The sequence below is a fragment of the Alteromonas sp. DYW1 genome, from assembly GCF_059752595.1.
The window spans coordinates 632,825-646,761 of sequence record NZ_CM186038.1 but is presented as its reverse complement, the minus strand read 5'-3'; the positions used below and the strand labels follow the sequence as shown (position 1 = coordinate 646,761).

Here is a 13,937-nt window from a genome sequence, read left to right as displayed (position 1 = left end):
CTTGTTAGAAATTGATGACACTACGAATGCTTTTACCTTCGTGCATTAAGTCAAAAGCTTGATTAATATCCGCCAGACCCATCTTATGCGTCACGAATTCATGGAGCGGGATTTCTCCCGCTAAGTATTGCTCAACAATGCCCGGCAATTGCGTTCTACCTTTAACGCCACCGAACGCTGTGCCGCGCCAAACACGGCCTGTAACCAGCTGGAAGGGTCGCGTTGAGATTTCTTGCCCCGCGCCGGCAACACCGATAATGACCGATTCCCCCCAACCTTTGTGACAACATTCCAGCGCACTGCGCATGACATTCACATTGCCGATACACTCAAATGAGTAATCGACACCGCCATCGGTCATTTCGACAATAACCTCTTGAATCGGTTTATCATAATCCTTTGGATTCACCACATCAGTAGCGCCCAACTTCTGCGCCAAATCAAACTTACTGTCATTGATATCTATCGCAATAATCCGCGAGGCTTTAGCCATCACAGCACCAATAACAGCAGAAAGTCCAATTCCACCCAAACCGAAAATTGCTACCGTCGCACCTTCTTCAACCTTCGCGGTATTTAACACAGCCCCCATTCCTGTGGTCACGCCACAGCCCAGCAAACAAACCTCTTCAAGCGACGCTGTTGGGTTTATTTTTGCAAGTGATATTTCAGGCAGTACTGTGTACTCAGAGAATGTTGAGCACCCCATGTAGTGATAAATGGGTTGGCCATTGATCGAAAACCGTGTAGTGCCGTCAGGCATTAATCCCTGGCCCTGAGTGGAACGGATTTTCTGGCATAAATTGGTTTTCCCTGATTGACAAAACTTACACTCGCCGCACTCTGGCGTGTACAGCGGTATCACATGATCGCCGACAGCAACCGATGTTACACCTTCACCGACTGATTCAACGATACCCCCACCTTCGTGGCCAAGAATGCAGGGGAATTTTCCTTCCGGGTCGTCCCCTGAGAGTGTATAAGCATCGGTATGGCAAACACCGGAGGATACGATCCGGATCCTGACTTCGCCAGGCTGTGGCGGCATGACATCCACAGTTTCAATGGACAGAGGCTTACCCGCCTCCCACGCTACAGCGGCTTTACATGAAATGATGTCTGACATAATGTGCTCCTATTGTTTTTATCCACGCACGTATTCGGATTTTAGCGGTTTTCGTTTACAATGCGCGCTTTTATTGGTCGCAAAAGGGTTAGTTGCAAAATGTTAAAGCAAATAGGCTACACCATTGCTGGCAGCCTGTCCGTAATTCTGTATTTTCTGAATACACTTTTTTGGGTGATCCCGATTATGTTGCTTTCGGTGCTCAAATTAATTCCGATTTCAGTTTGGCGGCGCGCCCTATCCTACTTGCTCGACGGCTGTGCAACGAACTGGATTACAATAAACCGACTCAACCAAAACATATTTAGTCGGGTTAAGTGGCACGTGACTGGACTAGAGGCATTATCAACCAATGATTGGTATCTAGTCATCGCCAACCACCAAAGTTGGGTCGATATTTTAGTCTTACAACGGGTATTTAATCGCCGTATCCCATTCTTGAAATTTTTTCTTAAAAAAGAGTTGATTTGGGTACCCTTTTTAGGGCTTGCCTGGTGGGCACTCGATTTTCCATTCATGCGCCGCTACAGTAAATCTTTCCTTGCCAAAAATCCGCATTTAAAAGGGAAGGATTTAGAAACTACGCGTAAGGCCTGTGAAAGGTTTCAACATAAGCCTGTGAGTGTAATGAATTTCATCGAAGGTACTCGTTTAACGCCCAGTAAACACGCTCGCCAACTGAGTCCGTATGAGTATTTATTGAAACCGCGCGCAGGCGGCATTGCATTTGTACTTAGTGCTATGGGTTCGCAACTCCACAAACTGGTTGATGTTACGATTTACTATCCGCAAGGTATCCCTACATACTGGGATTTCGTCTGCGGTAAGGTAAAGGACATTAAAGTGACTATTACCGTCACTCCGATCGCTGATCTCTTTAGTCAGAATATTTTCACTCAACGCTACTTTGACGACCCTGAACAACGAGCCATTTTTCAGCAATGGCTGAATGGTGTTTGGGCGCAAAAAGACCAGCAACTTAAACAACTCTCAACGCAGGATTAGCAGTATGATGCGTGTCGTTTTCGCTCCAATTATTTTCCTTCTCCACTTACCCCTGCAGTTACTCAATCTAGCGTTCTGGGGATTACTCATCATCACTTTCGGTTTGCTAAAACTGATTATTCCTCAAGCGATTACGCAGCGTTTCATTAATCCTTTAATGAACCTATTTTTACTCGCCTTTGGGCAGATCAGCGTTGCCCTTATCAAACTATTTAACCCAATTACCATTGAGTATCGCATCGAAGGCCAACTTAGCCAGCAAAGTTGGTATTTAATTATTGCTAACCATTTAAGCTATTTAGATATTGTACTGCTGATCCATTTTGCCCATAAACGTATCCCACCGCCAAAATTTTTCCTTAAGAAAGAACTGATTTGGATGCCATTTGTTGGGCTTGGTGCCTGGGCGCTCGATATGCCGTTTATGCGTCGCTACTCGCAAGCTTTTGTGGCAAAGCATCCACACCTACGAGGCAAGGATATCGAAACAACACGCAAATCCTGCGAGAAATTTAAGTCGCAACCCACCACTGTGATCAACTTTGTTGAGGGTACGCGTTTCACCCCAGAGAAACATCAATTGAAAGGGAGTAATTTTGAATGTCTGCTACCCCCCAAAGCCGGTGGGATAGCCTTTACCCTAGCCGCCATGGGGGAATTGTTTACCAATATTCTGGATATTTCTCTGGCCTACCCGCACAACCGTCGCCACCCCATGCTCGAAATGTTAAGTGGCCAGATGCGCAGCATAATCATAGATGTTAATGTGTTGCCTGTAACAGAGGACGTGATTGGTGACTATTTCAATAACGCATCTTTTAAAACGCGCTTCCAGCGCTGGCTAAATGAACTTTGGAGTGCCAAAGATCAACGCCTAAAAGCACTTCTAGGAAATTAACCTATGCTTAGCAACCTCAACGTTAAACAGGTTTTGCTTGATCAAGTTCAGATGCTAGCCCCCTCTGCGACACTGGATAGTTTCACGTATTTCGCTGCGGCGTGTGTAGTGATACTGCTCAGTGCCGTATTGTCGCTCTGGGTCACTCGTATCGTAGTGAGTGAAAAAGTAACACATTTTGTGATGCGCACTCGGAGTAAGTGGGACGATGAGCTTCACCGCCACCACTTTTTCAAACGTTGTGGACATATTGTACCAGCGATAGTAATCAGCCTGATTGCATATGCACTGCTACCTGAAGAATCTAAACTACTGGCGGTCATTGAAAAGTTATCTATGGTCTATCTGGCGTTTGCGTCGCTGTTAATTGTTAGTGCGGTTCTTAACACTATCGAAGACATCTACAATGCGTCTGCACTTGCCAAACGCGCCCCTATTACCGGCTTTATTCAGGTTGCTAAGTTACTGTTTACCATGATTGTAATTATTCTGGTGATCAGTCTATTGATTGACAAAAGTCCAATCATTCTACTCTCTGGGATGACCGCTATTGCAGCCGTTTTATTGCTCATTTTCCGCGATACAATTCTGGGCTTTGTAGCGGGAATTCAAATTGCCGCCAATCGCATGTTTAACACGGGTGATTGGATTGCCATGCCGAAGTATGATGTGGATGGCGAGATACTATTAATCGGACTAACTAATGTAAAAGTACAAAATTGGGACAAGACCATATCTACGCTACCCACCTACTCGTTGACCACTGAAGCAGTCAAGAACTGGCGTGGTATGAGTGAATCTGGCGGTCGCCGAATTAAACGAGCAATTAACATCGATCTGCGTAGCGTGAAATTTTGTGACCAAGATATGCTGCAGGAATTTGGCAAAATTCGTTACATCAAATCGTACATAGCTGAGAAGCTCAATGTCCTGAAGAGCTATCATGATGATCAAGCAATTGATGAGCAGGATCTACTCAACAGTCGTCGCTTGACCAATCTCGGTACGTTTCGCGCGTACTTACGCAATTACATCAGCAATCATCCGGAAATTAATAAAGACATGACCATGATGGTCAGGCAACTAGCGCCCACTGAAGTCGGTTTACCGTTAGAAGTGTACTGTTTTAGCGCCAATAAAGACTGGGTGGCTTATGAGGGTATCCAAGCAGATATTTTTGACCACGCCATCGCGATGTTGCCTCTTTTCGGTTTAAAGGCTTATCAGCGCGACAACGTGATGCAAGTTAAGGATTAAAACAGCAAATAACTGAGTAATCCACTGAGGGCGATACCCGATACCCCTAGGTAACCGTATTCAATGCGCTCTTTGAGCGCCTCTGCACCGGTTTTATCCGATAAGAAGCCCATAATAACACTGCTTAATCCAAGGACCAGTGCAACCAATGTAACGCCAAATAAAACCGCGTTTAACCAATCAGCCATTTGAAAACCCCCTAAACAAAAGTGCGCGCATTATGCCTGAAGCTGTTATTCAATGGTATGCCAGTTAGCTATTTTTTGCAGATTTATTGACCTTGGTCAAATTGACTAACAGTTTGTAAAGATCACCACTTTTTAAGAGGGACGAGTTATTTGATCTTCCTTTCAAAATTTTATCTTATTGATATTTATAGTTTTTTAAAGTTGGCCTAAGAAATGAATAAGGATAAACAAACCACGATAAGGAACCGATCAATGATGAAAATGCGTACTATAATGACTCACTCTGCAATAGCGGTAATTCTAGCCACCAGCTCATCTGTAATGGCACATACTGAATTCTCTGACAGTTGTCATATTCGCTTTGAAGGTGAACTGACTTTTAAAGATGAAGTGTTGTCTATCACACTCGACAATGGTGACGTTGCGCATTTTACCCCGGACGGCCAGGTTGATATTAATCGTAAAAGCTTAGACTTAACCGCTGAGCAACAGGCCGATGCGCAGCAATATTACAGCTCAATTACCACAGCTATTCCTATGACGGCTGAAATTGCCGTGGATGCATTACATATTGCCAGCACCGCTGTTACCGAGGCCTTTGGTGAACTACTTGGCTATGACGACCCACTGGTGCATGAATTTGATGATTTTTTCGCGGATTTGAACACCAGTGTTAATGAACAGTTCTATGCAGCAGATGGAACTTTCACGATGCAGTCTTCAGATGCGAACGAAGGGCGTTGGGTAAGCCCCGCATGGGAATCTGAATTAGAAAACAAAATTGAAGATATGGTCGGCAAATCCATTGGACGTCTGTTGGTTGCCATTGGTACAGAGATGGTCATGGGGGGTGGCGACATGAGTGCGTTCGAAGCCAAAATGGAAAATTTCGGCGAGCAAATCGAGCAACGCGTTGAGTACCAAACCACGGAGCTCGAAGAAAAAGCTGAAAACCTTTGCATGACCCTAAGCAGTGCCGATCTAGCAGAAGCTAAATTAGCAAATAGCGTGAAAGAACTTGGTTCACTGGACATGTTGGATATCGAGAACCCACGCTTTAAAATGTAATTATACGCTGAAAGCATTACAATACCCCGCATCAGCGGGGTATTTTTTTGGGTCTTGTATATGCAACAAACAGATAAACCAACGATCGCGGTGATTGGTTGTGGCTGGTTAGGTTTCCCATTAGCGCAACACCTAATTACCCTTGGCTATCCGGTAGTGGGTACGTCACGCTCTGTGTCCACCCTGGAAAAACTCAGTGCGCACGGCATCGTGGCACAATACGCAGATGTGTATCAACCGGAGACCTTCGCTACGCCATCACTGTCAAATGCTTCAACTTGGATTTTTAGTATTGCTGCGGGTCGCAAGGATACAGATTTCAACGCTTACGTGAGTGCGATGCAATCCTGCTTAACGATGGCGCAACTAGGCAAGGTATCACGGATTGTATTTGTGAGTACTACATCAGTGTATGGCAATATTACGGGGCATGTAGACGAGCACACTCCTACCTCTCCAGTAACCGAATCCGGCAAGGCGCATGTTGCAATTGAAAACTACATACGCCAACTATTCCCCACGCAACACACAATCTTGCGCCTCGCAGGGTTAGTGGATCGTGAACGTCACCCGGTGCGTACTTTGTGTCATAAACAAAATATTGAGAATGGCCAACAGCGGGTCAATCTGATACACCAAGCGGACGTTATCGGTGCCTTAACCGCAATTATTACACGCCCAACAAAGAACCTTGCCACACTGCTGCTGGCGAGTCATGAGCATCCGCGACGAGATGATTACTATCGTTGGGCAGCGGCTCAACTCGATTTGCCAGAACCTGATTTTATTAAGGTCGATCAAACTGCTGAGCAAGACACCGGAAAGATTATTAATGCACAAGCGTCATGTGCAGAGTTGGGGCTGACATTACGCTTTGCCAGCCCTTTTGAAATGTTAGCTGAATAGCGACACACCGAAGTACTTCACGGCAACTGTATTAACGAAAATAATCAACAGGATCACCGGAATGAACGTGCCCACCGACAGATCAACATAACGTTCAAAAAGCGACCCTTTATATGCAGGAGCACCTTCGTCCAACTCAGCGTTAAAATTATGCTTCTTCCAGCGATAAATCACGAAAACACAAATCAATAACCCGTTGAGCGGCAAGATGGTGTCATAAAAGACATCATAGACAACATCAAAAAAGGATTTTGACGCGCCGGCATAACCTGTAAACTCGGTGAAAAAGCTTACCATGCCAAAGGACAGTGCACAGAATACCGCTAGAATAGCCAATAAAATCCCCAGGATCCCAAGCGCAGCTTTGCGTGACACGCCCTTTTCATCAATTAATGCAGCAACAGGTACTTCAAAGATGGAGACAATTGACGTGATCGCTGCGAAGAACACTAACAAAAAGAACACACTCGCCACGACACTTGCACCAAAGTAGCCAAGTGACGCTTGCAGCGCTAAAAAGATTTTCGGCAAGAACGTGAAGATCATACTGATTGATGATTCACTCAAAGCTGTCGGATCCACATTGGGATTGAAGGAAAAGATTGCCGGCAAGATCATCAGACCTGCGACAAAGGCGACCGCAGTATCGGTTAAGGCGACCAATTTGGCAGAGCCTGGGATGTCAGCACGTCGATTAATATAACTGCCATACGTGATCATGATACCCATACCCAAAGACAAGGAGAAGAAGGCTTGCGACAGCGCACCATTCACAACCGAAGCATTGATCTTACTGAAATCAGGGATTAAGTAATATTTAACGCCTTCAATTGCGTTATCGCGGGTCAAAACGAAAATTACCAACGCCAACAACATCACAAATAATGCCGGCATCATCAACTTTGCGGCTTTTTCGATACCTTCTTTTACACCGCCTTGGAGGATCATATAAACAATACCCAGTACCACAGCCATATAAATAAAAATCGACTGGCTATTGATAAACGTACCGAAAGTTTCAGGATCAGCAAGATGAACCAGATCACCGGTGGCAGACTCAAATAGATACCCAAAAATCCACACCGTTATAACCAAATAAAATACGGCAATCATAAAAGGGGTGATAATTGAAAGCCAACCAGCCACTTTCCAAGGAGTAGAGCCGTTCGTTAGCTTGCTGTATGCGCCCAGAGGATCTTTACCTGCATGTCTTCCGACTGACATTTCAGCCAGCATAACAGGTAAACAAATTAAGAAAACGAAGAGCGCGTAGATAAGTAAGAAAGCACCGCCACCGTTTTTAGCAGCACCAACGGGGAAGCCCACCAAATTACCGATACCGACCGCTGACCCTGCGGCAGCTAAAATAAATCCTAAACGAGAGCCAAATTCTTCTCTAGAAGCGGCCATAACTTCCTTCCTTTATCATTATTATTGTTTTCACGCTGTAGCGATGACAGCGCATGTGTTAGCGGTATGTTAACAGTAGAATGGCAACCTGCCTAGTTACTGTATCGCTTCTTCTCGCCACTTGTCGAAACAGTTGGTAGGGAATACAAATTTCCATTCCAGAGCTCACCACGGAATAGGCTTCCCATCCCAGTCGATGTAGGACAAGTTATGCTCATCGGGTAACGTCGATAAATGCTTGATGAGTTGAGATGCGGAGTAGTCAGGTGTGAACAGCTTGTCTGCTTTTACATTCGCCTGGAAGGGTTTTGACAATGGCGTATCCACCGTGCCCGGGTGATAACAGACCAATTTAGCTTTTTTAAAGCGCCGAGCGAACTCAATGCTAGCGGTCTTCATTAGCATATTGAGCGCAGCTTTAGAGGCACGGTAACTATACCAACCGCCTAATTGATTATCGTTGATACTCCCCACCCGCGCACTGAAAACTACCCACTCGCTACGTGCGTTTTGAGGTAAAAGTTGCGCAGCATATTTCAGCCATAGAGCATTGATCCCAGCATTCACCGTCATCACTCGGGTAAAAGTATCAAGATTCAAGTCTTCGAGCTTTTTTTCCGGCTGCACATCTGCAGAATGCAGCATACCTACAGTGCTAATAACACGGCTGAATCGGACCTCTTCGCCGCGCCATCGCGCAACTAAATCTTTAACCTGTGACTCGCTACTCGTATCACAGTTAGTCCATACGAGCTTGGCTGAAACTTGAGAAAAGGACGTCTCCCGCCGGGATACGACGAAAACCCGCTCTATTGCCGGATCATCGAGGTGCTGCTCAATCAAAGCGTTAGCAATCGCGGAGCTTCCACCAATAATTAAAATGTTGAGTTGACTACTGCTCATTGGAATCTTCCTTTATAGGTAAAGCACATTGGCCATTGTCACAGCGTTTTTGCCCGGTGAGCCAGTAAGAGAGGGAATGACGGTGGCGAGCAAACCAAAGATAAAATCGATCGGCGAGAGGCCGAATCAATGGCCAACGCAATGGTGCATACAACCAGCCATGGCCAACCAGTTTCCAAGCCGTATAAGTAACGTCCAGCCCAGTCAACACCCTGCCGTCAGACCAACGCCCGTGGATCCTGGCGTCTAGCGTGGCATAATCAAATTCGGGGAACCGCTGTGCAAACTCTGGCTGATTAATATCTTCAAAGATTAGCTTGCCTGCTTGATTGCGTTGCATCAGATGCCGCATTTCTTTCATGCAGAGTGGGCAGTTGCCATCGTAAAACAGGGTGAATTGCATCATTATCCTATCTATTTTAAGAGTTTCGCTTTATAAGTACGGTCAGATAGCCTGAGCGGATGACTTGATTTTCTCAGCGCAGTGCATACGTTATGTGTTCTAATGCAAAGGAGTCCTACATGAGTCATTTACAAAAAGCTACGCTAGCCGGTGGCTGTTTTTGGTGCCTTGAATCAGCGTTTAACAGTATCAAAGGGGTAGAGATTGCTTACTCTGGCTATGCCGGCGGTAGCGTGGAAAATCCAACTTATGAGCAAGTGTGTTCGGGCGATACAGGGCACGCAGAGGTCATTCAAATCATCTTTAATGAACAGGTGATCAGTTATCGTAGCTTGCTAGAAATATTTTTTGCACTACATGATCCCACACAGTTAAACCGGCAAGGCAATGATGTTGGCACCCAGTATCGCAGCGCAGTGTTCTATCATGATGAAACGCAAAAGCAACAGGCCGAAGAAATCATTGCTGAAATCAATCAACAAGGTATTTGGCCAGATCCCGTGGTCACGGAAGTAGTGCCGTTAACAAATTATTGGCAGGCGGAAGACTACCATCAGGATTATTTCAGTAATAACCCACAGAACACCTATTGCAATATGGTGGTTGCACCCAAACTGGCAAAATTTAAGAAGACCTTTGCCGACAACTTAAAGTAAGCCATTGAGCATCAAGTTAACCGCTCTCAATAGTGCAGTAACGCAATAACTTTAAGGGCTTGTTGGCACAAAATTTCATAGACAAATGCGGCTTCATCAGTAGAATTCCGCTCGCTAAATCAAGTTGGATTAGCGTTAAAAAGGAATTCTACAATGAAAAAAATCGTATGTGCCCTCGCACTGGCTGGGATCAGCCATATCGCTTCTGCTCAAAACACTCTACCCGCACAATCAACCTCAGGAGAGTGGGACCTTGGGGTACGCGCTGCCACAATAAACATCGATGAAGCGACAGCATCGTCGCAGGGTGTTGAAGATACCGCTTACTTTATCGGTTTTACCGGTAACTATGTGCAAAGTAATTGGATTACAACGTTAGGTATGGACATTGTTGTTTATGATGATAACGCTGAATTCAGTCAAGTTGTTGTTGGTGATGGACTATTTAATGATGGCGATGTCTCAACAGAATCATCATCTGCGAACGGTATTTTGCTATCCGTTGCCACGGGCTATCAATGGGTCTTTGGTGAGCAAGCCGATGTTTCGCTGGCACTACAGGGTGGCTTCAGCCAAATGCTCTATTCTGAGCGTTCCATTGACTACTGCTCCAATTGCTACAGCGAAGACATTGATGTTGATGGCGGCCTATTTCTACAAGCGACGTTGATGAAACATAATGAATCTATTGATGTAGGCCTGTTTCTGCAGCAATACGTCAGTGGCGATGGCGTGGATAACGCGTTAGGCGCTCATCTTAGATTTAAATTCTAAAGTCTGTGCATTCACTTCAGTAATGATATTACATTCCGCAAGACCTCGAACATTCGAGGTCTTTTTTTTTAATTTAAATAGCGGTGTAACCATTCCGGTTGAATGGGAAGTTTAAACAACAGCGGTGCCATAGCTTCATAGCGCGCGTGATTAGAGGCACACTGGACATTCTTCATGTAATTCTTTTTCCACGGATCATTCACCAAATACAGGTCAACCCCAACAACTGCAACGCCTTCCAGTGAGGCGTTATTCATTAACTCATACTCACCGCAGCTTGGGTCATTACTCATCGTTGGTGCATTAAACTTTAGGTCGATCATCTGTGCTGGCTGTTGTTTCGTCAGGTCTATCAACCATAATTGATTGTCATTGCGAGCAGCGGCAACGAGCAGACCGGGGTGCTCACCCGCCAATGGCATGTAATCCATGCCATTAATCGGATGATTGCCGCCGTTGGGGAAACTAGGTAACCATAGCTTAGGATCGTTGACCTCAGCGAAGTCAGCTTGCTGCCAAAAATCGCCATCCACCGTTACACTGAAAATACGTGGATTTCCCGCCGCATCTTTTTCAAGCCCCAGATAAAGTACACGATCTGGACCGAAAGCCATGCCTTCGATGCCATCGTTAGGAAAATCACCCACATTGAATTCTAGTGCAAACCGCAAAGGCCGCACGTGCGTCAAGGTAACACTATCGTCGTTCACAACGGCTCTAACGAGTAACGTAGGGTAAGCCGTAGAACCGGTTTCTTCAAAACGCTGCTGGCAACGAGGGGTTAGCGCACCTGTACGAGTGGCATCTTCAGTGACAATAATGAAAACATTCGCTTCATCAGGGTCCTGCACGATAGCCTCATAGTCAGGTTCATCCGCCAAATATTGACTGAAACAACTTCTACGCACGGCTGTGCTCATCTGCATAGGGCCCAGCTTTTTTTGCACAATTGCCGTAGCGGGATCAATCAGGTGAAGCCGCCTACGTTGCTGGGGCAGCGCACTCCCATCAGAGATGCTGATGAGATACTCACCATAAGCAATCAAACCAGAGGTCTGCGGATCGGCCATGACTGAACCGTCTTGCTCAGTAATCCACACGCCATCAACAGCGAGCGGCGTAGGTGCAGGCTCTGCGCTTATCTGAGCACCCTCTTCTGCTGGCGTACAGCCTATGCCTAAGGTAATACCAAGCATAAACAGTGTGCGCGTAAACAGGCCTCTGCGAGATGCATAGAAATCAGACATCAAACACTTCTCCGTCGTCGCTTTGTTGTCATTGACTGAATTTAAGTCGGTGTATCATAAGCAAAAATGACACAGAGTTCAGTAGAAATTCTCGCCTAGATGACTTTATGAAAATGTTTGTCACTGTTAGACTCAGGCATCGGTAGATCAATTAATACTTAGCATTGACAAACACTAAGCGCACAACAAACTCGTCGAGTAAGTTACCCGCAATTCTTGCCGGCCCTATCTTAAGGCGCGTTGACCCTGAACAATTGGTTATCTGGTTAGTCAGCAGTCGACCACTGAACTTAGGTGTAGACCTGTTTGATGCCGATGGTAATCGTTTGAATCGCTACACTGCTAATGATGAGGCATACCAATTTCAGCAAATTCCGGTTGGCACACATGCCTTTGTCAGCTTGGTTCAAATCAAACAAACTGCGCTGTTTGGCGAGGGTGAAACCTATGCCTATCGGTTAGTCGATTGCGCCGATGAAGAGCACGACCTGTGTGATAGTCAACTCTACTATTCAGCAGAAACCGCATTTAGTTTTCGCTGTGTAACCCAACTCAGCCATGTCGTCCATGGTTCGTGTCGCAAACCTCACTTTGATGGCGAGGACGCTCTGCCTGCCATTGATGTATTAATTGAAAAAACGCCACAGCAACGCCCTGACCTATTGCTCATGAGCGGCGATCAAGTCTATGTTGACGATGTTGCTGGCCCAATGTTGTATGCTATCCGTCAGGTCATCGAGCTGCTAGGGCTATTCGAAGAAGAGCTGGATGATGCGACCTTAAACAATAGCGCACAATTAAGTGACGCAGAGTTAGGCTATTACCAGCGCGAGAAAATTCTACCTAAAACCGCTGACAACAGCTTACTATCATCCCTATTTTTTGGCGCTAAACAAAAGCCTATATTCACCTCAGTCAATGCCAAAAATCACTTGATCGCCTTTAGCGAAGTGATGGCGATGTATCTTTTGGTTTGGTCGCCAAACATGTGGCGGCTGGTTACTTCTGGAGTGCCGAAAAATGTTGGCGAACAGTTTCTAGAGCAGTACCGGACCGAGCAACAAGTACTTACCAGATTTGTCGACAATTTACCACGCACCGCTAGAATGTTGGCGCATGTTCCAACGTACATGATCTTCGATGATCATGATGTGACTGATGATTGGAATCTAACTCGCGGTTGGGAAGAAGAAGTTTACGGCCACCCATTGTCAAATCGTATGGTTGGGAATGCTCTGGCGGGTTACTGGTTGTGCCAAGGATGGGGCAATGATCCTGATGTTTTTGCGCCTCTGGTGGAAGCCGCGCAGAAAACCTTTACAACGCAAGGGCTTAACGCTCAAGACCAATTCATAGAAGCGCTATATGATTGGGATCAATGGCAGTACTGCTTGAATACAACACCCGCTATTTTTGTTATGGATACGCGCACACGCCGTTGGCGTTCAGAGTCAAATCCCAATAAACCCTCAGGATTATTGGATTGGGAGGCACTGTGTGAGTTCCAGCAACAGATTTTAGGCAAGGAATCCGTGATTGTAGTTTCAGCTGCCCCAATTTATGGGCTTAAATTCATTGAAGCGGTGCAAAAAGTATTCACTTTTTTCGGCAAAGCACTAATGGTTGATGCTGAAAACTGGATGGCGCATAAAGGTACCGCTCAAGTTATCTTAAATATCTTTCGTCATTACAAAACACCGCCGCTGTTCATGATCCTAAGTGGCGATGTGCATTATTCCTTTGTTTACGACGTTACTCTGCGTTTTCGCAAAAATAGCCCAAGAATTTTACAATTCACATGTAGCGGTTTTAAAAACGCCTTTCCAACGGGTTTACTCAAGGGATTTGAACGCCTAAATCGCTTGTTATACTCTAAGCGTTCTCCGCTAAACTACTTTACTCGCCGTCGCAATATGCGAGTTGATGAACGTGATCCTAATCCAGAAAGCTTGCCCAGCGTATTAGGACATGTGGTTAATACACCAGCGGTTGGGCAGTTATTGCTGAACGACCATGGCGAACCCGATAAATGCCAACTTTTATTGGCAGACGGCACCACTATTACATTCACCCAAGATTAACGAGCACGCGCAATA

At 45.6% G+C, this 13,937-nt stretch carries 14 protein-coding genes; 8 read left to right on the top strand and 6 right to left on the bottom strand.

Annotation, left to right across the window (positions count from 1 at the left end; genetic code table 11):
- Nucleotides 1-4: 4 nt before the first annotated feature.
- Nucleotides 5-1,126 (bottom strand): S-(hydroxymethyl)glutathione dehydrogenase/class III alcohol dehydrogenase, encoded by a 1,122-nt coding sequence (locus AC121Z_RS02925; protein WP_498126533.1) that lies wholly within the window; start codon nt 1,124-1,126, stop codon nt 5-7.
- Between the two features lie 99 nt (nt 1,127-1,225).
- On the opposite strand from AC121Z_RS02925, the gene yihG (AC121Z_RS02920) reads away from it, so the two are divergent.
- Genes yihG (AC121Z_RS02920) through AC121Z_RS02910 form a run of 3 tightly spaced genes read left to right on the top strand, consistent with a single transcriptional unit; the run spans nt 1,226 to nt 4,286 of the window.
- The gene (gene yihG / locus AC121Z_RS02920; protein WP_498126531.1) at nt 1,226-2,131 is read left to right on the top strand and encodes a 1-acylglycerol-3-phosphate O-acyltransferase, YihG family; all 906 of its coding nucleotides are present in this window, start codon (nt 1,226-1,228) and stop codon (nt 2,129-2,131) included.
- A 4-nt stretch (nt 2,132-2,135) separates the two neighbouring features.
- Nucleotides 2,136-3,029, top strand: a complete 894-nt coding sequence (yihG, locus tag AC121Z_RS02915; protein ID WP_498126529.1) for a 1-acylglycerol-3-phosphate O-acyltransferase, YihG family — start codon at nt 2,136-2,138, stop codon at nt 3,027-3,029.
- A 3-nt stretch (nt 3,030-3,032) separates the two neighbouring features.
- A complete protein-coding gene (locus AC121Z_RS02910) occupies nt 3,033-4,286 on the top strand; it encodes a mechanosensitive ion channel family protein (protein WP_498126527.1) in 1,254 nt (417 codons plus the stop codon).
- On the opposite strand, the gene AC121Z_RS02905 is transcribed toward AC121Z_RS02910, so the two are convergent.
- On the bottom strand, nt 4,283-4,474 hold the full coding sequence (locus tag AC121Z_RS02905; protein WP_498126525.1) for a hypothetical protein: 192 nt from the start codon (nt 4,472-4,474) through the stop codon (nt 4,283-4,285). The two genes, AC121Z_RS02910 and AC121Z_RS02905, sit on opposite strands and share 4 nt — an antisense overlap.
- 252 nt (nt 4,475-4,726) lie before the next feature.
- Between AC121Z_RS02905 and AC121Z_RS02900 the strand changes: the two genes are divergently transcribed.
- Together AC121Z_RS02900 and AC121Z_RS02895 are read left to right on the top strand one after the other, a co-directional pair.
- Nucleotides 4,727-5,542 (top strand): DUF2884 family protein, encoded by an 816-nt coding sequence (locus AC121Z_RS02900; RefSeq protein ID WP_498126523.1) that lies wholly within the window; start codon nt 4,727-4,729, stop codon nt 5,540-5,542.
- 60 nt (nt 5,543-5,602) lie between these two features.
- Nucleotides 5,603-6,448, top strand: coding sequence for an NAD(P)H-binding protein (locus AC121Z_RS02895; RefSeq protein ID WP_498126521.1), 846 nt, complete (start codon nt 5,603-5,605; stop codon nt 6,446-6,448).
- Here AC121Z_RS02895 and AC121Z_RS02890 read toward each other — a convergent pair.
- From AC121Z_RS02890 to AC121Z_RS02880, 3 genes are all read right to left on the bottom strand, one after another.
- A complete protein-coding gene (locus AC121Z_RS02890; RefSeq protein ID WP_498126519.1) occupies nt 6,437-7,858 on the bottom strand; it encodes a sodium-dependent transporter in 1,422 nt (473 codons plus the stop codon). The genes AC121Z_RS02895 and AC121Z_RS02890 overlap by 12 nt on opposite strands.
- 165 nt (nt 7,859-8,023) lie before the next feature.
- Nucleotides 8,024-8,761: an SDR family NAD(P)-dependent oxidoreductase gene (locus AC121Z_RS02885; protein WP_498126518.1), complete on the bottom strand. Its 738-nt coding sequence runs from the start codon at nt 8,759-8,761 to the stop codon at nt 8,024-8,026.
- Complete coding sequence (locus AC121Z_RS02880; protein WP_498128129.1) at nt 8,751-9,164, bottom strand: thiol-disulfide oxidoreductase DCC family protein; 414 nt, start codon at nt 9,162-9,164, stop codon at nt 8,751-8,753. Before AC121Z_RS02880 ends, AC121Z_RS02885 begins: the two co-directional genes overlap by 11 nt.
- A 119-nt stretch (nt 9,165-9,283) precedes the next feature.
- Between AC121Z_RS02880 and msrA the strand changes: the two genes are divergently transcribed.
- Nucleotides 9,284-9,820: a peptide-methionine (S)-S-oxide reductase MsrA gene (gene msrA, locus AC121Z_RS02875; protein ID WP_498126516.1), complete on the top strand. Its 537-nt coding sequence runs from the start codon at nt 9,284-9,286 to the stop codon at nt 9,818-9,820.
- 153 nt (nt 9,821-9,973) lie between these two features.
- On the top strand, nt 9,974-10,594 hold the full coding sequence (locus AC121Z_RS02870) for a hypothetical protein (protein ID WP_498126513.1): 621 nt from the start codon (nt 9,974-9,976) through the stop codon (nt 10,592-10,594).
- A 68-nt stretch (nt 10,595-10,662) separates the two neighbouring features.
- Here AC121Z_RS02870 and AC121Z_RS02865 read toward each other — a convergent pair whose 3' ends face one another.
- Nucleotides 10,663-11,841, bottom strand: coding sequence for a hypothetical protein (locus AC121Z_RS02865; RefSeq protein ID WP_498126512.1), 1,179 nt, complete (start codon nt 11,839-11,841; stop codon nt 10,663-10,665).
- A gap of 164 nt (nt 11,842-12,005) precedes the next feature.
- Here AC121Z_RS02865 and AC121Z_RS02860 point away from each other — a divergent pair, with 164 nt between their 5' ends.
- The gene (locus AC121Z_RS02860; protein WP_498126510.1) at nt 12,006-13,922 is read left to right on the top strand and encodes a metallophosphoesterase family protein; all 1,917 of its coding nucleotides are present in this window, start codon (nt 12,006-12,008) and stop codon (nt 13,920-13,922) included.
- Nucleotides 13,923-13,937: the final 15 nt, after the last annotated feature.